23 protein-coding genes and 2 riboswitches are annotated in these 26,128 nt (G+C 40.0%); all 23 genes read right to left on the reverse strand.

Annotation, left to right across the window (positions count from 1 at the left end; genetic code table 11):
- Nucleotides 1–226 precede the first annotated feature (226 nt).
- The 23 genes from IEO70_RS07520 to IEO70_RS07630 all read right to left on the reverse strand — a co-directional run bounded on the left by IEO70_RS07520 (nucleotide 227) and on the right by IEO70_RS07630 (nucleotide 25,869).
- Nucleotides 227–1,786: a Na+/H+ antiporter NhaC family protein gene (locus IEO70_RS07520; protein WP_190997760.1), complete on the reverse strand. Its 1,560-nt coding sequence runs from the start codon at nucleotides 1,784–1,786 to the stop codon at nucleotides 227–229.
- A gap of 107 nt (nucleotides 1,787–1,893) precedes the next feature.
- Nucleotides 1,894–2,081, reverse strand: a riboswitch (Lysine riboswitch).
- Nucleotides 2,082–2,183: 102 nt separating this feature from the next.
- Entirely contained in the window at nucleotides 2,184–2,777 is a 594-nt protein-coding gene (locus tag IEO70_RS07525) for an HD-GYP domain-containing protein (RefSeq protein WP_190997761.1), read from the reverse strand.
- A gap of 50 nt (nucleotides 2,778–2,827) precedes the next feature.
- Nucleotides 2,828–3,127 (reverse strand): YunC family protein, encoded by a 300-nt coding sequence (locus IEO70_RS07530; RefSeq protein WP_190997762.1) that lies wholly within the window; start codon nucleotides 3,125–3,127, stop codon nucleotides 2,828–2,830.
- Between the two features lie 110 nt (nucleotides 3,128–3,237).
- Nucleotides 3,238–4,596: a bifunctional metallophosphatase/5'-nucleotidase gene (locus IEO70_RS07535; protein WP_190997763.1), complete on the reverse strand. Its 1,359-nt coding sequence runs from the start codon at nucleotides 4,594–4,596 to the stop codon at nucleotides 3,238–3,240.
- Between the two features lie 48 nt (nucleotides 4,597–4,644).
- Entirely contained in the window at nucleotides 4,645–5,469 is an 825-nt protein-coding gene (locus IEO70_RS07540) for a sulfite exporter TauE/SafE family protein (protein WP_190997764.1), read from the reverse strand.
- 45 nt (nucleotides 5,470–5,514) lie between these two features.
- Entirely contained in the window at nucleotides 5,515–6,363 is an 849-nt protein-coding gene (locus IEO70_RS07545; RefSeq protein WP_190997765.1) for a DUF72 domain-containing protein, read from the reverse strand.
- Between the two features lie 602 nt (nucleotides 6,364–6,965).
- A complete protein-coding gene (sufB, locus tag IEO70_RS07550) occupies nucleotides 6,966–8,363 on the reverse strand; it encodes a Fe-S cluster assembly protein SufB (RefSeq protein ID WP_190997766.1) in 1,398 nt (465 codons plus the stop codon).
- A gap of 59 nt (nucleotides 8,364–8,422) precedes the next feature.
- Entirely contained in the window at nucleotides 8,423–8,860 is a 438-nt protein-coding gene (sufU, locus tag IEO70_RS07555; protein ID WP_190997767.1) for a Fe-S cluster assembly sulfur transfer protein SufU, read from the reverse strand.
- Nucleotides 8,850–10,079 carry a cysteine desulfurase gene (locus tag IEO70_RS07560; protein ID WP_190997768.1) on the reverse strand — a complete coding sequence of 410 codons (1,230 nt, stop codon included), beginning with the start codon at nucleotides 10,077–10,079 and terminating at the stop codon, nucleotides 8,850–8,852. The genes sufU and IEO70_RS07560 overlap by 11 nt, the downstream gene beginning before the upstream one ends.
- A complete protein-coding gene (gene sufD / locus IEO70_RS07565; protein ID WP_190997769.1) occupies nucleotides 10,079–11,383 on the reverse strand; it encodes a Fe-S cluster assembly protein SufD in 1,305 nt (434 codons plus the stop codon). Before sufD ends, IEO70_RS07560 begins: the two co-directional genes overlap by 1 nt.
- 15 nt (nucleotides 11,384–11,398) lie before the next feature.
- The gene (gene sufC / locus IEO70_RS07570; protein WP_190997770.1) at nucleotides 11,399–12,178 is read right to left on the reverse strand and encodes a Fe-S cluster assembly ATPase SufC; all 780 of its coding nucleotides are present in this window, start codon (nucleotides 12,176–12,178) and stop codon (nucleotides 11,399–11,401) included.
- 1,267 nt (nucleotides 12,179–13,445) lie between these two features.
- Nucleotides 13,446–14,282, reverse strand: coding sequence for a MetQ/NlpA family ABC transporter substrate-binding protein (locus tag IEO70_RS07575; protein ID WP_190997771.1), 837 nt, complete (start codon nucleotides 14,280–14,282; stop codon nucleotides 13,446–13,448).
- Between the two features lie 59 nt (nucleotides 14,283–14,341).
- A complete protein-coding gene (locus IEO70_RS07580) occupies nucleotides 14,342–15,010 on the reverse strand; it encodes a methionine ABC transporter permease (protein WP_190997772.1) in 669 nt (222 codons plus the stop codon).
- Nucleotides 15,003–16,028 (reverse strand): methionine ABC transporter ATP-binding protein, encoded by a 1,026-nt coding sequence (locus IEO70_RS07585; RefSeq protein WP_190997773.1) that lies wholly within the window; start codon nucleotides 16,026–16,028, stop codon nucleotides 15,003–15,005. The genes IEO70_RS07580 and IEO70_RS07585 overlap by 8 nt, the downstream gene beginning before the upstream one ends.
- A gap of 126 nt (nucleotides 16,029–16,154) precedes the next feature.
- A riboswitch (SAM riboswitch) is annotated at nucleotides 16,155–16,270 on the reverse strand.
- Between the two features lie 162 nt (nucleotides 16,271–16,432).
- On the reverse strand, nucleotides 16,433–17,749 hold the full coding sequence (locus IEO70_RS07590; RefSeq protein WP_190997774.1) for an O-acetylhomoserine aminocarboxypropyltransferase/cysteine synthase family protein: 1,317 nt from the start codon (nucleotides 17,747–17,749) through the stop codon (nucleotides 16,433–16,435).
- Between the two features lie 118 nt (nucleotides 17,750–17,867).
- A complete protein-coding gene (locus IEO70_RS07595) occupies nucleotides 17,868–18,206 on the reverse strand; it encodes a hypothetical protein (RefSeq protein ID WP_190997775.1) in 339 nt (112 codons plus the stop codon).
- Nucleotides 18,207–18,303: 97 nt separating this feature from the next.
- Nucleotides 18,304–18,618, reverse strand: coding sequence for a thioredoxin family protein (locus IEO70_RS07600; protein ID WP_190997776.1), 315 nt, complete (start codon nucleotides 18,616–18,618; stop codon nucleotides 18,304–18,306).
- Nucleotides 18,619–18,628: 10 nt separating this feature from the next.
- Nucleotides 18,629–18,985: a toprim domain-containing protein gene (locus tag IEO70_RS07605; RefSeq protein WP_190997828.1), complete on the reverse strand. Its 357-nt coding sequence runs from the start codon at nucleotides 18,983–18,985 to the stop codon at nucleotides 18,629–18,631.
- Nucleotides 18,986–19,169: 184 nt separating this feature from the next.
- On the reverse strand, nucleotides 19,170–19,556 hold the full coding sequence (gene gcvH, locus IEO70_RS07610; protein WP_190997777.1) for a glycine cleavage system protein GcvH: 387 nt from the start codon (nucleotides 19,554–19,556) through the stop codon (nucleotides 19,170–19,172).
- A 56-nt stretch (nucleotides 19,557–19,612) separates the two neighbouring features.
- Entirely contained in the window at nucleotides 19,613–19,969 is a 357-nt protein-coding gene (locus tag IEO70_RS07615; RefSeq protein ID WP_190997778.1) for an arsenate reductase family protein, read from the reverse strand.
- Between the two features lie 428 nt (nucleotides 19,970–20,397).
- Nucleotides 20,398–22,182 carry an acyl-CoA dehydrogenase family protein gene (locus IEO70_RS07620; RefSeq protein WP_190997779.1) on the reverse strand — a complete coding sequence of 595 codons (1,785 nt, stop codon included), beginning with the start codon at nucleotides 22,180–22,182 and terminating at the stop codon, nucleotides 20,398–20,400.
- Nucleotides 22,183–22,277: 95 nt separating this feature from the next.
- Nucleotides 22,278–23,456, reverse strand: a complete 1,179-nt coding sequence (locus tag IEO70_RS07625) for an acetyl-CoA C-acetyltransferase (RefSeq protein ID WP_190997780.1) — start codon at nucleotides 23,454–23,456, stop codon at nucleotides 22,278–22,280.
- Nucleotides 23,457–23,484: 28 nt separating this feature from the next.
- The gene (locus IEO70_RS07630) at nucleotides 23,485–25,869 is read right to left on the reverse strand and encodes a 3-hydroxyacyl-CoA dehydrogenase/enoyl-CoA hydratase family protein (protein WP_268938725.1); all 2,385 of its coding nucleotides are present in this window, start codon (nucleotides 25,867–25,869) and stop codon (nucleotides 23,485–23,487) included.
- Nucleotides 25,870–26,128 lie beyond the last annotated feature (259 nt).

Below are 26,128 nucleotides of genomic sequence, written 5' to 3' on the forward strand. Positions count from 1 at the left end.
TTGTTAAGCAAACTCATCCAATGATACTTAGCCTTCTATGAAGTTCGTGTTCCTCAGACCGGAAGTTTGCCGCCCGCTTCCTTCAGATTCCGCGTCACCACGGACACCCTTACGTTAAGCTAACTGTTACTTCTGCCTTCACAGCTCGGGACTTTCACCCTATAGATTGCACCCATGCCGGGCGCACTTAAAGAAAAGTCTGCCGAAATCAGGGCAGACTTTTCACTTATGCTTCTCGCTCACTATATTTTTTTAAAATAACTAACACAATAATACATAAGGCGACAACTGACACAAAACCAATCATTGCGCTTCCTGTAAGTCCAAGCACTAAGAATCCTGCTGCTGCAATAGCAGCAGAAGTTATCGCATAAGGAAGCTGCGTCAGCACATGATCGATATGATTGCAGCCTGCACCGGTTGATGATAGAATCGTCGTATCTGAAATCGGCGAACAATGATCACCGAATACAGCACCAGCCAAAACAGCTGCTAAAGAAGGAAGAAGTACGCTTGTATCAACTGTCGCTGCAATTTCTCCTGCAATCGGAAGCAATATGCCGAAAGACCCCCAAGATGTTCCTGTAGATAAAGCCATCACACCCGCTAATATAAAGAAAATAACAGGCAAAAAGGCAATGTCGATATTTATCGTTTGAACAATTCCCGCTAAATATCCTCCTGTCTCCAAGGCGTCGATTAAATCGCAGATAATCCAAGCAAATAACAGAATGAATACGGCAGGAACCATCGAACGAATTCCCTCGATCAGTCCCGTTATCAATAAGGAAGATTTCAGTGCTTTTTTCAGATATACTTGACGAAGAAATAAGAAGACCGTAACAACAAATCCGAACAGGCCTCCCATTACTAATGATGAAGCAACATCTGTGTTCTCAAACATTTTCAGAATTGTCACGGTACCTTCCGTAGCCTGACTCCCTGTCCAAAGCATTGCACCAACTGTACCGATAATCAGCGCGACAATCGGTATAATTAAATCATATATAGAACCTTTTTCGCTGACAGGCAAGCTGCTGCTCAGTTCTCCCGGAGCTTGTTTATCCGGACTGGCAACAATACCGTCAAATTGCGCGCGGTCTTCATGAACTTTCATTTTTCCGAAATTAATATTTCTCCATGCGGAGACGAAAACGAACAGCAAAGCTGCCAACACATAATAATTTATTGGAATCATTTGCACAAAGGCAGAAAAACCGCTAATTTCCAAGGCATTTGCCGATAAAATCGGAACGAGTAATGCGATAATATAAGCTCCCCAGCTTGAAATCGGCGATATGACACAAATCGGAGCTGCAGTTGAATCAATAATGTAGGCTAGTTTTGCCCGCGACACACCATTTCGGTCCGTAAGTGGTCTTGAAATTTGTCCGACAGCCAAACTATTAAAATAATCATCAATAAAAATAATAATACCTAAGCAGGCCGCTGTCAGTTGTGCACCCGCTCTTGTTTTTACCCGCTTTAATGCCCATTCCCCAAACGCTCTGCTTCCTCCTGATATTGAGATAAGAGCCGTAATGCAACCAAGCAATAATAAAAATAATATAATATTTACATTCCAGCTGTTGATGGATTCATCAACTACAAACAAACCTTTGATAGTTTCCCAAATAATTGATATCGTCTCTCCTAAACGAAAATCAGCAAGCATTATAGCCGCTGTAACACTGCCGATTCCCAGCGACAATAAAACCCTTCTTGTAACTAAAACCATCACAAGTGCTACAATCGGCGGAATCAATGAATAAATTGTACTTTCCATAGTAATCTCTCCTTTGACTGACCCAGAAGCCGAATTACACAAAACAAAAAAGAGCAATGATAGAAAACAACCTATCATTACTCTTCGTAATATATGTTATCGTCCATCGCTTCTGTAGCTCACCATTACATAGTTTTCTTTTCTTTGTAATGACAGTGTTGTCCTTATTTAAGACAACCCCAACAATACTTCATTTGACGTAAAGTATCATTTCGGCGATATCACCTTTCAACTATGTTCATCGTTGTCATCCTCACATAGATTACTCTTTAATATCGCATCCTCTCCCCCTTGCGGTGATAGTGATGTATATTTAATTGTTATTATATTAATATAACAAATAACTTGTCATAATACAATGTTTATTTAATAATATCATACTATTCTAACAAAACGATCATACAATTACACAACCGGTCACAACAATATCTAATTTTTCACTCAAATTAATTACATAAGGACTACTTAACTTTTTGCCGTCTTCCTCGATTATCTCAATTATTGGACGATCTCCCAAGCCTATGTTTTGTTTTTTGACAATTCCAACCGTACGATTACTTAATTCGACTGTTACGCCAACCGGATAGATCGCTACTGCGCTTCTAAACGCTTCGACTATTTGTAAATCAAATAACCGGCCGCACCCCGCATATAATATTTCCAGTCCTTCATGCGGTAACATTGCTTCGCGGTACACGCGATTAGAAGTGATTGCATCAAAGACATCCGCTACTGCTATAATTTTAGCATAGTAATGTATATCCTCATCCTTCAAGCCTTGCGGATAACCGGTTCCATCCAATCTCTCATGATGCTGATAAGCGCAGAGAGCGACGACAAGCGGTATCGTTTTCACTTCCTTTAATATTACAAAGCCGTACTCTGTATGCTTTTTAATGATAGCGAATTCCTCATCTGCTAACTCTCCAGGTTTCATCAAAATTTCACGCGGAACTTTTAGCTTGCCGACATCATGAAGAATCGTTCCCAATTTAACAAATGACCAATTATCTCATTGAAAAAACCGCTGATGTTCAGCGGTTACATATATAAAAGCGCATCCTTTCCGATCATCCCCTTATATACTCCGAGCTTCTCCGCTCCGGCAGTGACGGACTCTAAAGGCGCATTTAATAATTCTTCAATTGTTTTTACACCAACTGCTCTCCCGGCAATAATATTCCGATCTGCAAGTTTTTCATTTAATAAAGCGACATCAAGCGCACCGCACATAATATACCCATGTTCTGATGCAACAGCCAATAAATTCGTTTTAGGCAACTTAACCGATATTGCTGTAAATACCCGATTGTCTATTGTAATTGGGTTCAACTCAACCATATAACCCCTCCTTTTTCATACCTTCATTGAAACTCTTCAATATTTCCCGCATGAAGGAAACTAAAATGAGCTTCAAGATAAAATATGTAAAAGCAGTCCATAAGGTGAGATTAATGGGTTCTGAGACTTTCAGCTAATATATCACGCAAAAACTCCGGCAGGAAATACTGCTTCTTATCTGTCCTTGTAATGCTCGGAAAAAAGTAACCGAACGTGAACATATCAGGCAAGGCAAGCTTATATTGCTTTGCAGGCTGCAGTAGCTCTCCTCCAATATATATTTCATGTTTGCTTAGTATATGAATATTGCTGTAAATCATCATGCCAAAAATATTGCCTCTGAAACCGAAGCCTTTAATTTGCATATGCGGCCATTTCTCGTCCATTGACTGAACCAGAATCTCTTTCAATTCACTTCCGGAAACCTCTATCAAGCATGGATTGATCGGGTGCGGACAAATTTTATGAATATCATACGCCGTTACAATTCCTTCATCCAACCCATCTAACAGTAAGCCGGCATTTATAAAGGCACAATCGGCATCACACCATGCTCTTAAAGAATCGCACAATAACCTGACTAGAGGAGATTCATTGAACCATTCAACTCCAAGCGGCTTTTGAAGAGAACATATTTCGGTCATCATTTTTTCCTTGCCGATTTCATGTAATGAATGAACATATTCCTTCTCATGCATAGCAGCTGGCTGCTTGTTCATATCAAACAGTCTGGTTGAAACATCAGTCAGCTGATGTAAATCGTCCATAGATAATTCCGCATGTCCAACGTATGTACCGCCTTTTCCGGCTCCACATAATAGTGTCTGTTCAATCATCTTGCCCTGATGTAATATGTGATGTGTATGAGCTCCCAAGATGACGCTAATTTCCGGAATAGTTGCAGCTACTTGCTCATCAAATTCCAGGCCGAGATGTGAAAGCAACACAATGCAGTCACATTTGCCTTCCAACTCATTTACAACTCTGGAAATCTCCTCATAAGGTTCGGTAACCCTCCAGCCTAACTTTTCATAAAATACCCTAAAATAAGCAGTCGCACCAATAAAAGCTATGCGTGCACCTAGTTTCGTAACATGAATACTGTAAGGTTGAGCCCAGCTCGGACGCTGCCCGTTCGGATAAAATAAATTGGCTACCAAAACCTTAAACTGCGCCTCGTCATAGAGACGATCTAATGCAGCAAATGGGAAAGTGATTCCTTCATTGTTGCCGATTGTTGCATAATCACAGCCTAATTCGTTTAGAAGCTTTACGTTGCCCTTCCCTAAGAAAGCCTCTGTAAAGGGATGAAAGCGATCTGTATTATCGCCGATATCTAACACAATCGTCTCTTCTTCTGTGTTATTATGTTGCTCCTTCCGCTTGCGAATAAATTGTTGAATTCGAGGCCAATGTTCAAAATGGCTATGAAGATCGTTAATATAATAAAAATGTATGGTTTCTCCCATTACAATTACCTCTTTCTTGACATACAGCCGGTCTTTTAAGTAGATTTATTAACCGTAAATCCCTTCCCAAATAAGCTTCATACCAATTACAAGCAAAATTACCCGCAGAAGCGCAACAACTGTTTTGCTTTTTAATTTTGTGTTGATATATGCCCCTGTCTTCGCCCCGAACCACGCTCCCGGAATTAAAGCAAATGCATAGACCCACACAACATTTCCTAACGCAATGTGTGTAATAGAGTTTGTGATACTTGATAAAAAGACAATAAACATACTTGTCGCAACTGCCACATGAGGAGGGAATAAAAACAACAATATCATTGCCGGAACGATTAAAGAGCCTCCTCCAATTCCAAATAAACCAGAACAAAAGCCGACCAGGAAACAGATAAAAATCGCAATACCAGGCTTATATCCATAAGTATATTCCGCTCCATCCGAATCCTTGTATGTTTTTACTAATGTCGCCTTCTCGATGAGATTGACCGGCTTTAAACGTTCTCTTATAAGCAAAATAACTGAAACAATAATAACAAATGAGCCGAAGTACAAATTGAAGGCCTGTACATCAAGCATTTTATTGATAAAAGAACCGATAATTCCTCCGGGTCCGCTTCCGATGAAAAAAATCAATCCCGTTTGATAATCCACCCTTTTATGTTTAATATAGGCCAGGGTTGAAGAAAGTCCTGTAAAAATCATAATGACTGTCGATATTCCTACCGCTTTTTGCGGTGTCAAGTCACCCAGCATTCCTAATTGATGAAGATACAAGAGAGCGGGAACGATGATAATTCCTCCACCAAGTCCGACCAATGCACCAACAACCCCTGCACAAAATCCTGTAGCCAATAAAAGTATGATCCATTCCACGACAGTAGCCACCTTTACATTCTAATTCGAGCCAGCAAAGTCGTTTTAAAATAAATCCAATTGCTTAGGCGATAGTGTCGTATATTCAATCCCAAGCATGCTAATCATCTGCAAGGCATTTACTGCGGCATCTCCCCCGGAATTATTGTTAAACAGCATAAATATATCTTTCGATTGCGCTTGCAGGCGCTCAAGATATACCTTCCATTGCTGAAGCTCTGTTTCATTATATTTATATAAAAAGCGTACCGCTCTCCAATCCTCACCGGATGCCGGTTTATTCCACCCATACACATTTCGTCCGTGCATCCGTATAAGCGTTACATTCTTATCCGTCGGTTCCAATACAATCGGCACACTATTCTCTCCTGCTTGCGGCTCATCGCATATCGTATGAATCCAACCTTCGTTCCTCATAAACTGTATAGTTCTCTCACGAAATGCCGGCTTGAACCACGTTTGATTGCGAAACTCTAGAGCAACCGGGATATTTCCCATTTGCTGCTTACACCATCTTAAGTATTGCACATTCTCTTTTACGCACTTGAACCATGGCGGAAACTGAAACAAGACCATTGCTAATTTGCCGCCTTCCATATACGGCATAAGCGACTCCCGAAAAGCTTTGAACATTTCCTCCTTGCTTTCAAAAGGAATTTCGCCGCGATTATGTCCGGTCATCCCTTGATAGGCCTTCACAATAAACTTGAAACTATCCGGCGTCTCTTTTACCCATCTCGAACTGTTTCTTACCGGTTGAATCGCATAAAAGGCTGTGTCGACTTCAACAATCGGAAAATGCTCTGAATAGGCCTGAAGCCTATCCCGTGCCGCTATTTCAGTCCCGTATATATATTCATGGTCACCCCATCCTGTAACCCCGATATAAATCATATGTATCAACCTTCATTTAATTTTGTTGACCTTATTTTATCATAGAGTTTGAAGTGAGAGTTATCAGCAGGCTTTAATTAGTTGCTATAATCTTCAGGTCAATCATACTAGAAAAAATGAATAAATGTCATTTTATTACTTTTCCTAAGGAAAAAGAACTTGATTACTTGTTAATTTTCTATGAACTAAGTATCATTGTAATGCTTGCAATACTCAAACTAATTGAGGTTGTTAAGTAAAAATTGCTAAGGAGGAGAGAGACTATGGTTAGAATAAAAATGTATAAAAACTTCTATGGAAAAAAGCAGAAAAGGCTCGTTTTATTTAACCAACTTGTACTATATAAATGGCATGTGAAATAAAACTAATACTCACTATACTATCTAACATTTCTTTAATGGGATGTTTATATATACAGTGTCACCATTAGTTAATCACTAGTTCTCACTACATATGTCTAATACTTCAATATGATTAACAGATGAATGTGAACTATAGCATGAGAAAAGAGGAAACTATGCGATATCGTTTCCTCCTTCTTTATCCATAAATAAAAACGACACATTAAATTGTGTCGTTTTTTATTATAGTATCCAAGTAAATTAACCGATAGAACCTTCCATTTCAAACTTGATCAGGCGGTTCATCTCAACAGCGTATTCCATTGGCAATTCTTTTGTAAACGGCTCAATGAAGCCCATTACGATCATTTCTGTAGCTTCTTCTTCAGAAATACCGCGGCTCATCAAGTAGAATAATTGCTCTTCTGATACTTTCGATACTTTTGCTTCATGCTCTAATGAAATGTTGTCGTTCAAGATTTCATTGTATGGAATTGTATCTGAAGTTGATTGATTATCTAGAATTAGCGTATCACACTCGATGTTAGAACGAGCGCCATCTGCTTTACGGCCGAAGTGAACGATACCGCGGTAAGTTACTTTTCCGCCTTGTTTCGAAATTGATTTCGATACAATTGTAGAAGACGTGTTTGGTGCTAAGTGAATCATTTTTGCACCTGCATCTTGGTGTTGACCTTTACCTGCAAGAGCGATCGATAATGTCATACCTCTTGCGCCTTCACCTTTTAGGATAACGGCAGGGTATTTCATTGTCAGCTTAGAACCGATGTTTCCGTCAACCCATTCCATCGTCGCGTTCGCTTCACACACCGCACGCTTCGTAACAAGGTTGTATACGTTGTTCGCCCAGTTTTGGATTGTTGTATAACGGCAATACGCATCTTTCTTGATGATGATTTCAACAACCGCACTATGAAGTGAGTTTGTTGTATAGACAGGAGCTGTACAACCTTCTACATAGTGTACACTTGCGCCTTCATCAACAATAATTAACGTACGTTCGAACTGACCCATATTTTCTGAGTTGATACGGAAGTACGCTTGTAGCGGAGTCTCTAATTTGATTCCTTTTGGCACGTAAATGAAAGATCCGCCCGACCATACAGCAGAGTTTAGTGCTGCAAACTTGTTATCTGTCGGCGGGATAACCGTTGCCCAATGCTCACGGAAAATGTCTTCATTTTCTCTTAAAGCAGAGTCTGTATCTTTGAAGACAATACCTTGCTCTTCTAAATCTTCTTTCATGTTGTGGTAAACAACTTCAGATTCGTATTGAGCAGATACACCTGCAAGATATTTTTGCTCAGCTTCAGGGATACCAAGCTTATCGAATGTTTGCTTGATTTCGTCAGGAACTTCATCCCAAGAACGCTCTGATTTCTCTGATGGTTTTACGTAATACGTAATTTCATCAAAATTTAATGCAGATAAGTCACCACCCCACTGTGGCATAGGCATTTTGTAGAAGTGCTCTAATGATTTCAAACGGAAATCAAGCATCCACTGTGGTTCGTTTTTCATTTTAGAAATTTCTTCAACGATTTCTTTCGTTAATCCGCGTTCTGAACGGAAAATCGAAACGTCACGATCGTGAAACCCATATTTATAATCACCGATTTCTGGCGCTTTTTTCACCATAGGTCGTATACCTCCCATTTCATCAGAAGGAGGGTCTGTTTAACCCTCCCACTGTTAGCTTACTTTTCGTTCAGTCCCTTTTCCATCGCTTTCCAAGCAAGCGTTGCGCACTTGATGCGCGCAGGGAATTTTGAGACACCTTGAAGCGATTCAATATCGCCAAGGTCTAAATCATCATCTATTTTAACTTCTTTACCTTGCATCATATCAGAGAAGATATGGGACAATTTCATCGCTGTCTCCACATCTTTCCCTTTGATTGCTTGAGTCATCATACTTGCAGAAGACATTGAAATGGAGCATCCTTCACCATCAAACTTTACGTCTGTTACAATTCCGTTCTCGACCTTAAGCGTCAAGTGAATGCGATCCCCGCATGTCGGATTATTCATATCAATCGTTAAGTTACCTTCATCAAGCGACCCTTTATTGCGAGGATTCTTATAGTGATCCATGATCACCTGACGATAGAGATTATCTAAGTTATTAAAAGACATTGCTGAAATACTCCTTCGTTTTAACTAGACCTTCAACCAGTCTGTCAATGTCATCCTCAGTGTTGTATAAATAAAAGCTTGCTCTTGCAGTAGCAGAAGCCTTCAACCATCTCATCAATGGCTGTGCGCAATGATGCCCTGCCCGAACGGCAATCCCTTCAGCGTCTAAAACAGTAGCCACGTCATGAGGATGTACATCCTCTAAATTGAACGTAATTACTCCTGCTCGCTTCGAAGCATCCATAGGACCATAAATCGTCAATCCTTCTACTTCTGACATCTTTTTCAGAGCATAGGCTGCCAGTTTATGTTCATGCTGCTCGATCTTATCAAGACCAATACTTTCAAGAAAATCAATTGCTGCTCCCAGACCGATTGCTCCGGCAATGATTGGTGTGCCGCCTTCAAACTTCCACGGCAGCTCTTTCCATGTTGAATCGTATAAATCAACAAAGTCAATCATTTCTCCGCCGAATTCAATTGGGGGCATCGCCTCTAGTAAGTGTTTCTTACCGTAAAGCGCACCAATTCCAGTCGGTCCGCACATTTTATGTCCGGAAAGGGCATAAAAATCACAGTCTAAATCTTGAACATCTATTTTAATATGAGGAGCTCCCTGAGCACCGTCTACTACCATTACTGCCCCATTTTCATGGGCAATTTCAGCAATCTCCTTGATTGGGTTAATGACGCCAAGAACATTCGATACATGCATAATCGATACAATTTTTGTATTCGGTGTAATGATGTTTCGTGCATCATCAAGCGAAATTGTTCCATCTTCTTGAAGAGGAATGTACTTCAATGTCGCTCCCGTTTGCAGCGCTAATTGCTGCCAAGGAATAATATTGCTATGGTGCTCCATCATGGAAATGACAATTTCATCTCCCTGTTGGATGTTCGTGCGACCATAGCTTGCTGCCACTAAGTTAATAGAAGCTGTCGTCCCCTTAGTGAAAATAACTTCTTCCGTTGCTGAAGCGTTGATGAATTTACGTACTTTCTCACGCGCTCCTTCATAACCATCCGTCGCGCGTGTTCCAAGAGTATGAACGCCGCGGTGGACATTCGAGTTATACTCTCGGTAATACTTATCGATTGCTTCAATGACAACTTCCGGCTTTTGTGAAGTTGCGGCCGAATCAAGATATACCAATGGATGACCATTCACTTCCTGATCTAATATAGGAAATTGCTTACGGATTTCAGAAACGTTCATTAGCGAACTTTCCTTTCAATTACTTCAACTAATTGTTTCTTAACTGCTTCGATTGGCAATGCTTTTACAACCGGAGCCAAGAAACCGTGAATGATTAAACGTTCCGCTTCAACCTTCGGAATACCGCGGCTCATTAAGTAGTAAAGTTGTAAAGGATCAACACGACCAACTGATGCCGCATGCCCTGCCATTACATCATCTTCATCGATTAGAAGCATTGGATTTGCATCTCCGCGTGCTTTTTCACTCAACATCAATACGCGAGTTTCTTGCTCCGCATTTGCTTTTGAGGCACCATGCTCGATTTTACCGATTCCGTTAAAGATTGCTGAAGCGCTATCCTTCATAACACCATGGCTAAGAATGAAGCCTTCAGAGTTTTTACCGAAATGTCTGATGTTTGTTGTAAAGTTTTGTTTTTGTTCACCGCGACCGACAACAACTGTCTTCGCATTAGAATTAGAACCGTTCCCAACAAGGTTAGTCACATTCTCAGAGATTGTGTTACCATCGTTCATTTGTCCAAGAGCCCACTCGATTGTAGCATCGTTAGCAGCAACTCCGCGACGGTTAACATAAGTGACAACATCTTTCGTTAGTGTATCTACTGCACCGTATAAAACTTTCGCGCCATTTTCCGCAACAACTTCAGTAGCGATATTGGCAAGACCAGATCCTTCTGCAGTAGAAATATAGTTTTCAACATAAGTAACATAACTGTTTTCATCAGCAACTAACAGTACATGATTGAATAAAGACGCGTCTTTATTATCACGTAAGAATACTGCTTGCAACGGCTCTTTGATTTCTACATTTTTAGGAACATAGATAAAAATACCGCCGTTCATTAATGCTGCATGCAATGCTGTTAAACGGTGTTCATCAACATGAATGCCTTTAGTCATGAAATACTTTTGCACTAACTCGCCATGCTCACGAGCAGCTGTGAAAATATCAGTGAAAATGACACCTTGCTCTTTTAATGTTTCTGAAAGAGAAACAAACGCAGGCGTATTATTTCTTTGAATATATATATTATGCTTCTCTTCTGCATCTAGAAGCGCCTTCACTTCTTCAGGAAGCTCATCCAGTGATGAGAACGCTTGGCTGTCTACAGTGTGAGCAGCAAACTCTGTGAAGTTCCAGTTTTTGATATTTGTTTTATCTGGTTTTGGCATTTCAAGAGAAGTTAAGCTGTCATAAGCTTTTTCTCTTAGCTCCATAAGCCAGCTTGGTTCGTTATTTGTACTTGAGAAAGACTGTAATGTCGCTTTCTCAAGAGGTAGTTTTATTTCAGTAATCATTGAAATCCTCCTAACTTACGCTTCTTGGCCTACAGTTTCGTCTTCAATACCTAATTCTTGCTTGATCCAGTCATAGCCTTCTGCTTCCAGACGTTGAGCTAATTCAGGACCGCCTGATTTTACAATACGACCTTGCATCATAACGTGAACGTAATCAGGAGTGATGTAGTTCAATAAACGTTGATAGTGAGTGATGATTAAGCAGCCGAAATCTTCTCCGCGCATTGCGTTAATTCCTTTAGATACAACTTTTAATGCATCGATATCAAGACCTGAGTCGATTTCATCAAGAATCGCGATTTTTGGTTCGATCATCATTAATTGAAGAATCTCATTACGTTTCTTTTCCCCGCCTGAGAAGCCTTCGTTAAGATAACGTTGAGCCATATCTGGGTCCATTTCAAGGTATTCCATTTTCTCATCCATTTTACGGATGAATTTCATTAGTGAAATTTCATCGCCTTCTTCACGACGAGCATTAATTGCAGAACGTAAGAAGTCAGCATTTGTTACACCTGAGATTTCACTTGGATATTGCATAGCAAGGAAAAGACCTGCTTGTGCGCGCTCGTCAACTTCCATTTCCAATACATCTTCATCATCTAATGAAATGCTTCCGCTTGTTACCTCATATTTCGGATGACCCATAATCGCAGAAGATAAAGTAGATTTACCAGTACCGTTCGGACCCATGATTGCGTGTATTTCTCCACCTTTAACTTCCAGGTTCACACCTTTTAAAATTTCTTTATCTTCGATTGAAACATGTAAATCTTCAATTTTTAAACGTGACATATTTATACCTCCAGCAATTTCTTGTATATTAATTTACTTAAAATCCAGAATCGAATTCTCAATCTATTCTCATTCTCATATTATAACAAATATAATTTGGAAAGCAACAAATAAAACCCTATTTATCACTATACACGCAGTGTTTATTATTTACTGTTTTTTTAATATATCCTTCGTTCATTATATCACAGCTATTCATAAGAAAGAAAACGAGGGGCCATCACATACTTTTATCATCTTGAAATGATTTGCCGGTTGCTATTAAGCTTTTTTGGCAATCCGGACTGAGTAAATTAAAAGAGCCGGAAAATGAGTTTCCGGCTCTTTTAATTGCTGCTTTGTAAACAGCATGCAAATTCACTATTTCCAAATGCTTCTGCCATATTCATTCTTTATTTGAATACTTTCCATATGACTTTGCGTTCGTCTTCTTTCCACCTGTAATCTGACTTCCAGACTTCGGCAATATTCCGCATAGCTGACACCATGTGCAGCATGCATCGCTTTTTCCATGTCATTGGTTACATTCAAACTAAGTGTACGAATAGTGAATCATCCTTTCATTTACACGCTGTTTTTACAACGCTTTTCTATAACAATCTAACGCTAATCAATCAAGTGCACAAATGGCTTATACCCAGCTCAAAAAGCATATAAACAGCTGAATCCCAAGGTAAGCGTTTACAACCAATATTTTTATAAAATTCCATATGTATACAAAAAGAACCGCGACCAGTCCTTTTTTATCATGAATATACTACTCAGATTCACCTCGACAAAAAAGGAGACATGCGAAAATCGAAAAGCGGAAGCGGCCCGCAAGTAAGGAACAGCGACTAAGGGCGCTACGTCCTGTAGCAACGTCGCTGTGACTCTCGTCCTGAGAGCCTCCGACCTGCATAAGCCGAATCATGTAGGAAATTGTAAAATCTCCGGAATGATTTGGCTTATGACCTCGAGGGGCTGGCAGCTAGACAAGGACTAATATGGAACAGCGACCAAGAACGCTACATCCTCTAGCAACGTCGCTGTGACTCTCATCGTGAGAGCCTCACTCGAGAAACCCAATTCTGGTTTCTTTGGGGAGGCAGGAGGGGAACATCGGCTAAAGGCGCAACGTCCGCATGTCTTCACCGATATGACCTACATCCTGTACGCCTCCGAGCATGGCAGGTGTAAGGTTAGGCAGGAATTATATTCCAAAAGATATTTTCTCAATCAAAAAATCAAGGATCTAGACATAGTCTAGATCCTTGGTTTTTGTATATTACTCAGTAACCGGTACGACTGAACCGCCGTAAGTTTCAGTAATGAAATCTTGAATTTCTTTTGATTTTAGTACCTCTACTAGTGCTTTAATGTTCTCATTATCCGCATCTTTACTGTTAACCGCAATTACGTTCACGTAAGGGTTATCTGTAGAGCTTTCAATCGCAATCGGATCGTTCGCTGGATCTAAGCCTGCATCAAGAGCATAGTTAGAATTAATTAATACCGCATCGCCTTCACCGTTTTTGTAAACTTGCGGAAGAAGAGCTGCATCAATATCTGTTTTGAATTTTAGTTTTTTAGGGTTTTCGACGATGTCATCGACTGTAGCAGTTGTTTTATCAATTCCATCTTTTAATGTGATTAAACCTTCTGCTTCAAGTAATGATAAAATTCGGCCGTGGTCAGGAACAGAGCTACTCATGATGATTTCAGCGCCTTCAGGAAGTTCTTCAAGGCTATCATATTTTTGAGAATAGACACCAATCGGCTCGATATGAATACCGCCAGCATTGACAAAATCATAACCATTGTCAGCAATTTGTGATTCTAAATAAGGGATGTGTTGGAAGTAGTTCGCATCTAAATCCCCTTCAGCCAATGATTTGTTTGGTAATACATAGTCCGTAAAAGTAACAATTTCTAATTCAATACCTTTTTCTTCAAGTAAAGGCTCTGCTTCTTCCAAGATTTCCGCATGCGGCACATTTGATGCGCCAACTACTAGTTTTGAATTAGAGTCCTTATCAGAACCGGAATTCGAATCTGAAGTTCCACAAGCTGCCAGTAACAACGATAGTGCTAGAACAAGTAATAAAGTCCAGTTTTTCTTCATTTAAATCTGCTCCTCTTTTCTCAAAATGGTCTATTATAAGTTATAAAATAACTGCATAATCATCTTTTATCAATTTTTGTTGTAATTCGATCGCCGATAAATTGAACAATGAACACAATAATTAAAATGATAACTGTCGCTATTAGCGTTACATCATTGCGTCCTCTGGAGAACCCTTCTAAGTAAGCAAGATTACCCAGACCGCCGGCTCCGACAACACCCGCTACTGCTGTTGAACCCAGTAACGCAATCGTTGTAACCGTAATACCGGATACAATCGCAGGCATTGATTCCGGTAGCAATACCTTCCAAATAATTGTGCTTGTTTTCGCACCCATTGCTTTCGCCGCTTCAATTACGCCTTTATCAATTTCACGAAGCGCGATTTCTACCATACGGGCATAGAATGGTGCTGTCCCGATAATTAGAGCCGGTAAAGCAGCCTCCCAGCCGATCATCGTTCTTACTATCAATTTCGTAAAAGGAATAAGCAACACGATTAAGATAATAAACGGGATACTCCGGAAAATATTCACATATGCTCCGACAATGCCGTATATTAATTTATTTTCCCAAAGGTTTCCCTTTGATGTTAAAAATAAGACTAAACCTAATAAAATCCCAAATACAAACACAGCAATCACAGATATACCTGTCATAGACAATGTTTCAATCGTCGCTTCCCACATTTTCTCCCAGTTCACATTTGGCAAGTATGTTTCAAGCATTTGTGATCACCTCCACGCCGACACTTCTTTGTTGTAAAAATTCTACTGCTTCCTTTACTTCAGCAGCATCTCCGTCTATATGAACGAATAACGTTCCATAAGAACCCTTTTGGGTCTGCGAGATTTTACCTTGAATGATGTTGATGTCAAATGTAAATTGACGGATTAATTCATTCACTACCGGTTTTTCAGCATCATCACCTACAAATGTAAGTTTAACGACTGCACCTTTTCTATATTTCTTCAGAAGGTGCTCAATCGCATCTGCTGTTTCTTCCGGATCGGTAAGCTGCTTGACAAAGCGTTTTGTAATATCGGCTTGAGGATTTTGGAATACCTCGAGCACATCTCCAAGCTCTACTGCCTTCCCTGCTTCCATAACAGCAACACGGTGGCAAATCTTTTGGATAACATGCATTTCATGTGTAATAAGAACAATTGTTAAATTCAGTTTTTGATTAATATCTACCAACAGGTCTAAAATGCTGTCTGTTGTTTGCGGATCAAGGGCCGAAGTTGCTTCATCACAAAGCAATACTTTCGGATTGTTGGCAAGCGCTCTGGCAATGCCGACACGCTGCTTCTGACCACCGCTCAGTTGAGAAGGATACGCATCCTCTCTGCCTTCTAATCCGACGAGTTTAATAAGCTCATCGACACGCTTCATTCTTTGTGCTTTCGGAACACCTGTAATTTCTAAAGGGAAAGCGATGTTTTCTCTAACCGTTCTTGACCATAAAAGATTAAAGTGCTGAAAGATCATTCCGATTTCGTGTCGCGCTTCACGAAGCTGCTTGCCTTTAATTGAAGAAATCTCTTTATCATTTACAATAACCTGGCCTTCAGTTGGTACTTCCAAACCATTCAGCATTCGAATTAACGTACTCTTTCCCGCACCACTATAGCCGATGACGCCGAATATTTCGCCAGGGTTTATATCAATCGATACATGATCGACTGCTTTTAGCTTTTTAGACTTGTTCGAAAAGATCTTTGTCACATTCTTTATTGCTATCATATTCTTACACACCTCATGTCCTGACAATAATCACTATTATATAACTTATCCATTTGGGCTCAAAAAACGAAAAAACCTTTCTGCACAAAATGAGCAGAAAGGTTCACGAATTCTAAAGGATCCTTTCTCTCATCTATCAAATCAGCCTTAGCTGCTTTGTGTGAATTGGCACCATTTCAAACTGCACGTTTGACGGTTGCCGGGTTTCATAGGGCACATCCCTCCACCTCTCTTGATAAGAGCAATCATATATTAAGTTCATGTAATTTCATTTTAGTTAAGTAAAGTGAGTTTATCATTAACTTAAATATACTGTCAATAAAATTCGGACATTTAATGTGCAGTTAAATTTATGCAGTTGTATAGTCAGGTAATGAGCATGCTATATGCTTATTGATTTATTTTCAAGAAACCGTCGTTAAAGATGTTTTACCAGTCGCGATTTCCAATGCGCTTTCCAGCTCTTCTATTAAATCATCCGCATTTTCTATACCGATTGAAAGACGGACAAGATCTTCTGTTACCCCGGATTTTTTCAAATCCTCAGCTGACAGCTGCTGATGCGTTGTGCTAGCCGGGTGAATAATTAGACTTTTAGCATCACCGACATTCGCTACATGGCTCCAAAGCTCAATATTATCAATCAGTTTGGCTCCGGCTTCTCTGCCTCCTTCAATACCGAATACGACAACAGAACCGGCACCTTTCGGTAAATATTTTTTCGCCAAGTCATGATTTGGGTGATCAGGCTCATCCGGGTGCAATACCCATTTGACGCCGGGATGATTTTTTAAATAGGCGACAATCTTCTTCGTATTGGCGATATGCTCTTTCATGCGCACATGGAGTGTCTCCAGACCAAGATTGAATTGAAATGCATTATACGGGCTAATGGCGGGTCCGAAATCACGCAACAACTGAACACGAGTTTTCGCAATAAAGGCTGCTGCTCCAAGCGCTTCGCTGTAAACCAAGTTATTGTAGCTTGGATCAGGTGTTGTGAAGCCAGGAAACTTCTCCGAATTCCAATCAAACTTCCCGCCGTCGACAATAATGCCGCCCAGTGTTGTGCCATTGCCTAATAGCCATTTTGTAGCTGAGTGGATAACAATATCTGCCCCATATTCAATCGGCTTCAACAAGTAAGGCGTCGTAAATGTGCTGTCCACAATTAACGGAATACCATTTTCATGTGCGATATTTGCCACTGCTTCAATATCCAGCACATGCAGGCTTGGATTACCGATTGTTTCAGCGAAGATCGCTTTTGTATTCGGTGTTATAGCTGCCCGGAAGTTCTCAGGATTGTCCGGATCGACAAAGTGGACTTTTATCCCGTATTTAGGAAGTGTGTTGGCAAAAAGATTGTAAGTCCCTCCATACAGCGTGGACCCGGCAACAATTTCATCGCCTGCGCCGGCAATATTTAAAATCGCTAAAGAAATGGCTGCCATTCCGCTTGCTACAGCTAAAGCGCCAACTCCCCCCTCTAACTGAGCTACTCTTTCTTCAAATACAGTTGCCGTAGGATTATGAATACGTGTATAAATATACCCTGGTTCTTTTAATCCGAATAAATTCGCAGCATGTTCACTATCTTTAAACAAATAGGCATTGCTTTGGTAAATCGGTGTTGAACGAGCCCCCGTCAACGGATCAACTTGCAATCCTCCATGTATGCTAACTGTTTCAAAGCGGTACTTCTTCTCTTTATTAGCCATCCTCTTCTCACTCCTAATATTAGAAACTTCGATAACTATAACAATTCATATAAGCTTAATCGGAAATATATCACCATCCCGAATTTAAGTCAAATATTTATTATAATTTTCTGAATTATTATACAGCACTTTTCTCTCTACATAATAATAATATTGCTTCAATTAATAATATTTGTCGAAAGTTCCCCTTTATTTCAAGTTGCCCAAGCTTTTGCAATTTCCGCAGCGGAAACCGTCCTGTCAGCGCCTCTTCAATACATTGCTTCGATCCTGTAATGATAATTTGATGAGAGCTTTTATCTGTCTTTTTCGCATGACTGAGTCGCTCCGACAGGAATAGGTGCCACTGCTCCTTCTCTGATAAAAACACGATACTCGTGTTTGTCTTCTTTAAAAGCACTTGCAGCTGTGTGTGATTTTGGATATTCGCCAAAACAGATTGCAATTCTTTTATCAATTGCGTCACTCCTTTATAGTTCTCTTAAGGAGTGAATACAACATTTTATTGACTAATCCTTTTTTATTTCCTCGACATATTTCTTAATAGCAGACTCTTAATCAATGAGAGTACTATTAATCGTTTCTACTAGGTATGGAACGGATTGGAAGGCATAGATTTTTTGAATGACAACTCCGTTCTTAATTAGGAGCAAGCAAGGAACGCTTTCAATTTTCAACTCATATGCAAGCTCCTTCAAATAGTTAGCATCACTTTTGGCAAATGTAACTTCCTTTAGGATTTCCTTTGTAATCAGCAACATTTTAGAAGCGACTTGGCATGTGCCGCACAGGGGCGTATATACATACAAACAAAACGTATCCTTTGCCTGCAGCTTTTCTTCAACAGATTGTTTATTCCATTCATTCATCCGGCAAGTTTCATCCTTTATTTAAATACTGTAATTTGACTTCAAAATTGGCGCTCAACAATACTTTTGCAAGGTGATAGTCAGGCGCTTTCGCAACTTCTCTGTACGTTTTATCTATATAAAGATGACCGGCTTCAGGCATTTCCCGTTTGAATTGTTTGCGAAGTCTTTCGCCTGATTCATCTGAATCAACCAAAATATATACGTCCTTATGAAAAAGCTCTTCGATGAAGTAATCCATTTGATTAAAAGAAATTGTGCCGTTTGTGCAGAGAATCTCGATATCGTTCTTCAGCACCTTTTGTACCTTTTGCTTATCTGATTTACCTTCGACAATAATTACTTTGTTTAATTCAAGCTCATCCATCATAAAGCTCTCCTCTGGCCGCATCGCTCTTTACTTGTTAACATGCCCGAAAGGTTAGACATCTATCTAAAAATAAAAACTTTCTTATCTTTTTAAAAGGCAGTTAAAAAGGGCAGCCCGGAATCTGAATATTCCAGGCTGCCGCTTTATTGTGTCTCAGCATCGTAAGCTTTGGATCGTGAAATCAGTCTTCATTCACCATTGCTTCGTATTCATCAGCTGTCATTAGTTTTTCTAATTCGCTGGCATCTGAAGGCTCAATTACAACCATCCATGCTTTTTCATACGCTGATTCATTTACATACTCAGGGTTATCTGACAACTCTTCATTTACTTTTACTACCGTTCCGCTTACTGGAGCATATAGTTCCGATACAGTTTTGACAGACTCGACGCTGCCGAATGCTTCGTCTACTGTAATTGTATCGCCGACTTCCGGCAGCTCCACAAAAACGATATCCCCTAATTCTGATTGGGCAAAATCAGTAATTCCGATTACCATAGTATCGCCATCGACTTTAACCCATTCGTGTTCCTTAGAATAACGTAAATCTTTTAGTACCGTTGACATTCCTTACCCCTCCAATTTCTATGTTCCATTTCACTATATACTCTAGGGCAATTGTTTTACAACCAGTTTATCTTGAAATCATCCTCTTTAAAGCCGATTGTCACTTTTTGCCCATCCGTTACGATCGGTCGCTTAATCAGCATACCATCTGAAGCCAATAGATCCAGCATTTCATCCTCTGTGGAGGTCTTCAATTTATCCTTCAAACCAAGCTCACGATACTTCATTCCACTTGTGTTAAAAAACTTCTTTAATTCTAAACCGCTCTTCTTATAAAGATCGGCAATTTCCTCTCTGGAAGGAGGATTGTCAACAATATGAATTTCTTCAACTGCCAGCCCATTGCTTTCAATCCACTTCTTAGCATTTCTGCACGTTCCGCATTTCGGATACCAGTACATCTTCAGTCCCATAATTCATCGCCTTCCTACACTAAATTCACAAATATACATAACATTTTGTCACTTAAAAATAAAACTTATGTATTTCTTACTATAGTTATATCAAACCTCTGTTTAATTCACCACTATTAAGAAAAACCGTTACCGGTCCTTTTTCATTTTTGATTTCACTCCTTGATTTCACTTCAATGAAAAAGGAGACATGCGGCCAGACTAAGACAAACCGCACGAGAAACCCGGTTTTGGTTTCTTGGGTGGGTGGCTTAGGCCATAGCATGTCAGGTATAAGGTTAGACAACTATCTAATTTCAAAGTTGTACTTTCTTATCTATCAAGAAAAACCGATACCCGTCGTTTTTCGTACAACATTAAAAAGGACCTCCCGAATGAGCAATCTTTTCTCATCCATTCGGGAAAGCCCTATTTTGAGTTAAAGGATATTACAGTACGTATTTTTCAGCTTCAACTAAAAGCTCAGCAGCTTCACGCTTTTTACCGATTACGTTAATTGGAGTGTGACGCAAGAATTTACGCAAACCGCTTAACATAACGCGTAGCGTATCGCCTTCTTCTGTAGCAAGCAATGTTTCTTTCGCATGTTGCTCAATTTCATTGAATGCTTCTTGACAGAAGATTTGTGTGTAAAGAAGTTTTTGCGTATTTTGCTCTAATCCAGTCGCAGCAATTGCCTTTTCTGTACGCAATACAACTGATTCCATTGCATATGCAGCTGAAGCGATATCCGCGATATTTGATAAGATTTCTTGTTCTTTTTCTAATGCTGTGCCGAATTTTTGAGCAGCAACGCCTGCGATTAACAAACCGATTTTCTTTACATTTTTTACAAGGTGTTTTTCTTGTGCTAACGGCTCATCACCGACTTCCTCAGGCATTAGTGACATTAACTCGCCTTGGAGCGCTTGAGCAGCTTGCAGCAATGGCAACTCGCCTTTGAACGCTTTACGCAAGAATGTTCCCGGAACTAATAGACGATTAATTTCATTTGTCCCTTCAAAAATACGATTAATACGAGAGTCGCGATATGCTCTTTCAATTTCATATTCAGTCATGAAACCATAACCACCGTGGATTTGAACGCCTTCATCCACTACGTAATCCAATACTTCAGAAGCGAAGAATTTATTCAATGAACACTCAATTGCATATTCTGCGATAGCATTTGCAACTTTTTTCGGATCTTTAGCTTCTTCCGCTGACAGACTGCTCATACGCTCTTCGAAAAGACCGACTGTACGGTAAACAGAGCTTTCAGCCGCATAAATTTTAGAAGCCATTGTAGCTAATTTTTCTCTCGTTAAATTGAAAGAAGAAATTGGTGTCTTAAACTGTTGACGCTGATTAGCATATTTAACCGCAATTTCAAATGCATGCTTAGATGCACCAACACCGCCTACCCCTAATTTATAGCGTCCGATATTCAAAATGTTAAAGGCAATAACGTGACCTTTACCGATTTCACCTAATAAGTTTTCTTTCGGCACTACTGCATCCTGAAGAATCAATGTGCGAGTTGAAGAACTCTTAATACCCATTTTCTTCTCTTCCGGTCCAACAGATACGCCCGGGAATTCTCTTTCAACGATAAACGCTGTGAACTTCTCGCCATCGATTTTTGCATAAACAACAAATACATCAGCGAATCCGGCATTTGTAATCCATTGTTTTTCACCATTCAGTACATAGTGAGTGCCTTCTGCATTCAGTTTCGCAACTGTTTTAGCTCCTAAAGCATCTGACCCTGAGCTTGGCTCTGTTAAAGCGTATGCAGCCAGCTTTTCACCGGTAGCCAATAACGGCAAGTATTTTTTCTTTTGCTCTTCATTACCGAATAAAACGATTGGTAGTGAACCGATACCAACATGCGCACCATGAGAGATAGAGAAGCCGCCAGCTGGCGCCATTTTTTCAGTAATTAATGCAGAGCTGATTTTATCCAATTCGATACCGCCGTATTCTTCTGGTACATCAGCACCAAGAAGACCAAGATCTCCTGCTTCTTTTAGTAATCTTACAGAAATATCAAATTCATGATTTTCTAATTTTTCTACCTCTGGCAGTACTTCATTTTGAACGAAGTCTTCAGCAGTTTTTGCAATCATTTTATGCTCATCTGTAAGATCTTCCGGTGTGAATACACGATCTAACGCTACATCTTCAATTAAGAAACTTCCGCCTTTAATTAAATCTTTTGTTGTATTAGACATTTTATATTCCCCCTATGTTTTTTCGTTCATTTTGGACAAAAGCTGTGTTAGACAGTGAAGAGTAACAAAGCCTTTAATAATCGATTAACTGATTATTAAGAAATTAACTCAAATACTCCTGCAGCACCCATACCGCCGCCGATACACATTGTAACAACACCAAATTGCTCATTTCTGCGTTGCATTTCATGTAATAGAGTTAGCGTCAATTTAGCACCTGAGCAGCCAAGTGGATGTCCTAATGCAATTGCGCCACCATTTACATTCACTTTCTCTTCATCAAGTCCAAGCTCTCTTATTACTTGGATTGATTGTGAAGCAAATGCTTCATTTAATTCAAACAGCCCAATATCAGAAAGTTCTAAGCCGGCAATTTTCAATGCTTTAGGAATAGCTGCAACTGGTCCGATTCCCATAATTTCAGGTGGAACTCCCGCTACTGCAAAGGAGCGGAATTTTGCGATTGGCTGCAATCCTAGCGATTTCGCTTTTTCTGCATCCATCACCATTACTGCCGCAGCACCGTCACTTGTTTGTGACGCATTTCCGGCTGTAACTGTTCCAGTTGTAGAAAATGCTGGTCTTAGCTTAGCTAAACCTGCTACAGAAGTATCAGGACGAACCCCTTCATCTACTGAGAACTGAATATTTTTTTCAATAAGTTTGTAATCTTTCCCTACAGAACGAAGCGTAACATCAACCGGCACGATCTCATCTCCGAACTTTCCCGCTGCGATTGCTGCCGCCGCTTTTTGATGGCTACGTACAGCAAATGCATCTTGTTCTTCTCGAGTAATGCCGTATTTTTTTGCAACTTCTTCCGCTGTATGCCCCATGCCCATATAGTACTCTGGAGCCGATTGAGCCAATTTAATGTTTGGACGAACAACGTGTCCCATCATCGGTACTAAACTCATTGACTCAACGCCGCCTGCGATGACTGTGTCACTGTGACCAAGCATAATGCGCTCAGCGCCGTATGCGATTGTTTGCAGACCGCTTGAGCAATAACGGTTGACCGTCAAAGCCGGAACAGTGTGATGCAACCCTGCAAGCGCTCCGATATTACGCGCTACATTCAGGCCTTGCTCTGCTTCCGGCATAGCACAGCCAATAATTAAATCATCTATATTACCTTCGTAGTTTCCAGCACGTCTTAATGTCTCTTTAACTACTAATGCACCTAAATCATCAGGTCGAACATTTGCAAGCGTACCCTTCTTCGCTTTACCTACAGGTGTTCTGGCCCCCGCAACAATAACCGCTTCTCTCATGAACGTTCCCCCTTATCCTTTGTTTTGATTAATTACGTAACGGCTTTCCTTTCACAAGCATATGTTGCATTCTTGCTTGTGTTTTCGGATGCTGTATCAAACTGATAAACGCTTGCTTTTCAAGCTCCAATAAATATTCCTCATCCACTTCTGTACCGAACGGTAAATTACCTCCTGCGATTACATAAGCTAACTTTTCAGCAATTACCATATCATGTTCTGAAATATAGCCTGATAGCTTCAGATTTTGAGCGCCTAATAATAGAGCAGCATAACCTGTTTCCCCAACAACCGGTATCTTTTTACGTACTGGCGGTTTATAGCCAGTTTCAGATAAAGCCAGTACCGCTTGCTTCGCATCATAAAGCTGATGATCACTATTGACGCTGATGCCATCCGCTTTATTCAGGAAGTTGTTTTCACGCGCCTCTTCACCGGAAGTAGATACTTTCGCCATTGCAATTGATTCGAATACTTTATTCGCTACGTTTTGTAAGTCAAAAGTAACTCCGTTAGGCAAGCTGTCCAGATGCTTAATGTAAAGCTCTTTATTGCCACCTCCGCCTGGGATCAAACCTACACCTACTTCAACAAGACCCATATACGTCTCCATTGAAGCTTGGATGTGAGCAGCTGGCAAACATACTTCAGAACCGCCGCCAAGCGTCATGCCAAATGGTGCTGCAACAACTGGTTTTGTGCTGTATTTAATTTTCATCATTGCTTGCTGGAATTGACGAATAACCAGATCGATTTCAAAAATATTGTCATCTTGCACTTCCATAAGCATCATTGCCAAGTTAGCGCCTACGCAGAAATTTTTGCCTTGGTTTCCGATTACAAGACCTTTAAAGTTCTTCTCTACTTCATCAACTGAGTAATTAATCATTTGGATAATGTCCATACCGATTGCGTTGTTCGGAGAGTTGAACTCTAGCAACGCTACACCGTCGCCTAAATCTATTAAGCTAGCGCCTGAATTTTTCTTGATAACGCCATTTTTCTTTTTGAGCTGCTTCAAGTTGATTACTTTCGGATTTTCTTGAAGAAGCTTATATTCGCCATTGTTATAGAAGTAAAGATCTCCATTCTCTTCTTTATAGAATGAAGTCACTCCATCAGCGATCATTTTTTCGATCCATGCAGGAACTGTTTTTCCTTCTGCTTTTATCTTAGTTACAGACTTTTCTAAGCCGATGCTATCCCAAATTTCAAACGGCCCTTGCTGCCAGCCGAAGCCCCATTTCATCGCTTTATCAATTGCTACGATGTCATCAGCAATCGTACCGAGCAATTCAGCTGAATAAAGAAGTGTTGGAACAGTGATATTCCAAAGTAATTCCCCAGCACGGTCACCGCTATATAGTAGCGCTTTCAATTTGTTTGCAAGTCCTTTTTGCTGCTTGCTTAATTCTACTGAAGCTGCTTTTAATTTTTTACGTGCTTCGTATTCCAACGTCACTGGATTTAACTCTAAAATTTCTTTGCCTTGTTTCAGGAAGAAACCTTGACCGGATTTAGAACCGTACCATCCTTTTTGAAGCATTTTTATCATAAATTCAGGTATTGTGAAAACCGCTTTTTCTTCACCTTCGACTTGGTCATATACATTTTTTGCAACATGAGCGAATGTATCCAGACCTACTACATCAAGTGTACGGAAAGTAGCGCTGCTCGGACGTCCGATTAATGGACCTGTTACTGAATCTACCTCACCGACACTGTATTCGCCTTTTAGCATTTCTTGCACTGTTACAAGCAGACCGTATGTTCCGATTCGGTTAGCAATGAAGTTCGGTGTATCCTTCGCTTCAACTACCCCTTTACCAAGAACATCTTCACTGAACGTTTTCATGAAAGAAAGCACTTCCGAGTCAGTATGCTTCGTCGGAATAATCTCTAGCAATTTCAAATAGCGAGGCGGATTAAAGAAATGCGTGCCAAGGAAATGCTTTTGAAAATCTTCTGAACGTCCTTCAGCCATTGCCTCAACAGAAATGCCAGAAGTATTTGAACTAACGATGCTTCCCGACTTTCTATATTGATCAACTTGAGCGAAAACTTGTTTTTTAATTTCAAGGTTTTCGACAACTACTTCTATAATCCAATCAACCTCTGCCAAACGCTTCATATCGTCTTCAAAGTTACCAGCCTCTAATAGCGCCAAATTGCTTTTTGATGTAAGCGGCGCAGGCTTGTGCTTCAATAACTTTTGTATATTTGTTTGACTGATTCGATTTCTTACAGCTTTATCTTCTAATGTAAGGCCCTTTTTCAGCTCTTCCTCAGTCAACTCGCGCGGAACGATATCTAATAGCAAAGTCGGAATACCGACGTTGGCTAAATGAGCAGCAATTCCAGCTCCCATGACCCCTGATCCCAATACAGCAGCCTTTTGAATATTTCGTACCAAATTATTGTCCCCCTTCACCCGGTTCTTGAATGAATACTCATTCATTTTTTGGTCAAAAAAATTTAATCAAATCCTTTATATGTATAATATAAAATAAATTGGAAAATTAAGCAATAAATAAAAATACATTTTTCTACAAATGTGGAATTGCCCTTAAAAGCACCATATATCTTTGGGGAGGCCTGCAAATTCAAAGATTTTATGCTCTAAAAAAATAATAAATAAAGGCCGAATCAGTTAAATCTGATTCGGCCTTTCA

It is taken from the genome of Peribacillus faecalis (assembly GCF_014712675.1).
In the GTDB taxonomy this organism is placed as follows: Bacteria; Bacillota; Bacilli; order Bacillales; family DSM-1321; genus Bacillus_AD; species Bacillus_AD faecalis.

Coding starts and splice junctions, on each gene's coding strand:
- IEO70_RS07520 (WP_190997760.1), bottom strand. CDS start 1,786: ATGGAAAGTACAATTTATTCATTGATTCCGCCGATTGTAGCACTTGTG.
- IEO70_RS07530 (WP_190997762.1), bottom strand. CDS start 3,127: ATGGTTGAGTTGAACCCAATTACAATAGACAATCGGGTATTTACAGCA.
- IEO70_RS07535 (WP_190997763.1), bottom strand. CDS start 4,596: ATGGGAGAAACCATACATTTTTATTATATTAACGATCTTCATAGCCAT.
- IEO70_RS07545 (WP_190997765.1), bottom strand. CDS start 6,363: ATGATTTATATCGGGGTTACAGGATGGGGTGACCATGAATATATATAC.
- sufB (WP_190997766.1), bottom strand. CDS start 8,363: ATGGTGAAAAAAGCGCCAGAAATCGGTGATTATAAATATGGGTTTCAC.
- sufU (WP_190997767.1), bottom strand. CDS start 8,860: ATGTCTTTTAATAACTTAGATAATCTCTATCGTCAGGTGATCATGGAT.
- IEO70_RS07560 (WP_190997768.1), bottom strand. CDS start 10,079: ATGAACGTTTCTGAAATCCGTAAGCAATTTCCTATATTAGATCAGGAA.
- sufD (WP_190997769.1), bottom strand. CDS start 11,383: ATGATTACTGAAATAAAACTACCTCTTGAGAAAGCGACATTACAGTCT.
- sufC (WP_190997770.1), bottom strand. CDS start 12,178: ATGTCACGTTTAAAAATTGAAGATTTACATGTTTCAATCGAAGATAAA.
- IEO70_RS07575 (WP_190997771.1), bottom strand. CDS start 14,282: ATGAAGAAAAACTGGACTTTATTACTTGTTCTAGCACTATCGTTGTTA.
- IEO70_RS07580 (WP_190997772.1), bottom strand. CDS start 15,010: ATGCTTGAAACATACTTGCCAAATGTGAACTGGGAGAAAATGTGGGAA.
- IEO70_RS07585 (WP_190997773.1), bottom strand. CDS start 16,028: ATGATAGCAATAAAGAATGTGACAAAGATCTTTTCGAACAAGTCTAAA.
- IEO70_RS07590 (WP_190997774.1), bottom strand. CDS start 17,749: ATGGCTAATAAAGAGAAGAAGTACCGCTTTGAAACAGTTAGCATACAT.
- IEO70_RS07600 (WP_190997776.1), bottom strand. CDS start 18,618: ATGAATGAATGGAATAAACAATCTGTTGAAGAAAAGCTGCAGGCAAAG.
- IEO70_RS07605 (WP_190997828.1), bottom strand. CDS start 18,985: ATGGATGAGCTTGAATTAAACAAAGTAATTATTGTCGAAGGTAAATCA.
- gcvH (WP_190997777.1), bottom strand. CDS start 19,556: ATGTCAACGGTACTAAAAGATTTACGTTATTCTAAGGAACACGAATGG.
- IEO70_RS07615 (WP_190997778.1), bottom strand. CDS start 19,969: ATGGGACTGAAGATGTACTGGTATCCGAAATGCGGAACGTGCAGAAAT.
- IEO70_RS07620 (WP_190997779.1), bottom strand. CDS start 22,182: ATGTCTAATACAACAAAAGATTTAATTAAAGGCGGAAGTTTCTTAATT.
- IEO70_RS07625 (WP_190997780.1), bottom strand. CDS start 23,456: ATGAGAGAAGCGGTTATTGTTGCGGGGGCCAGAACACCTGTAGGTAAA.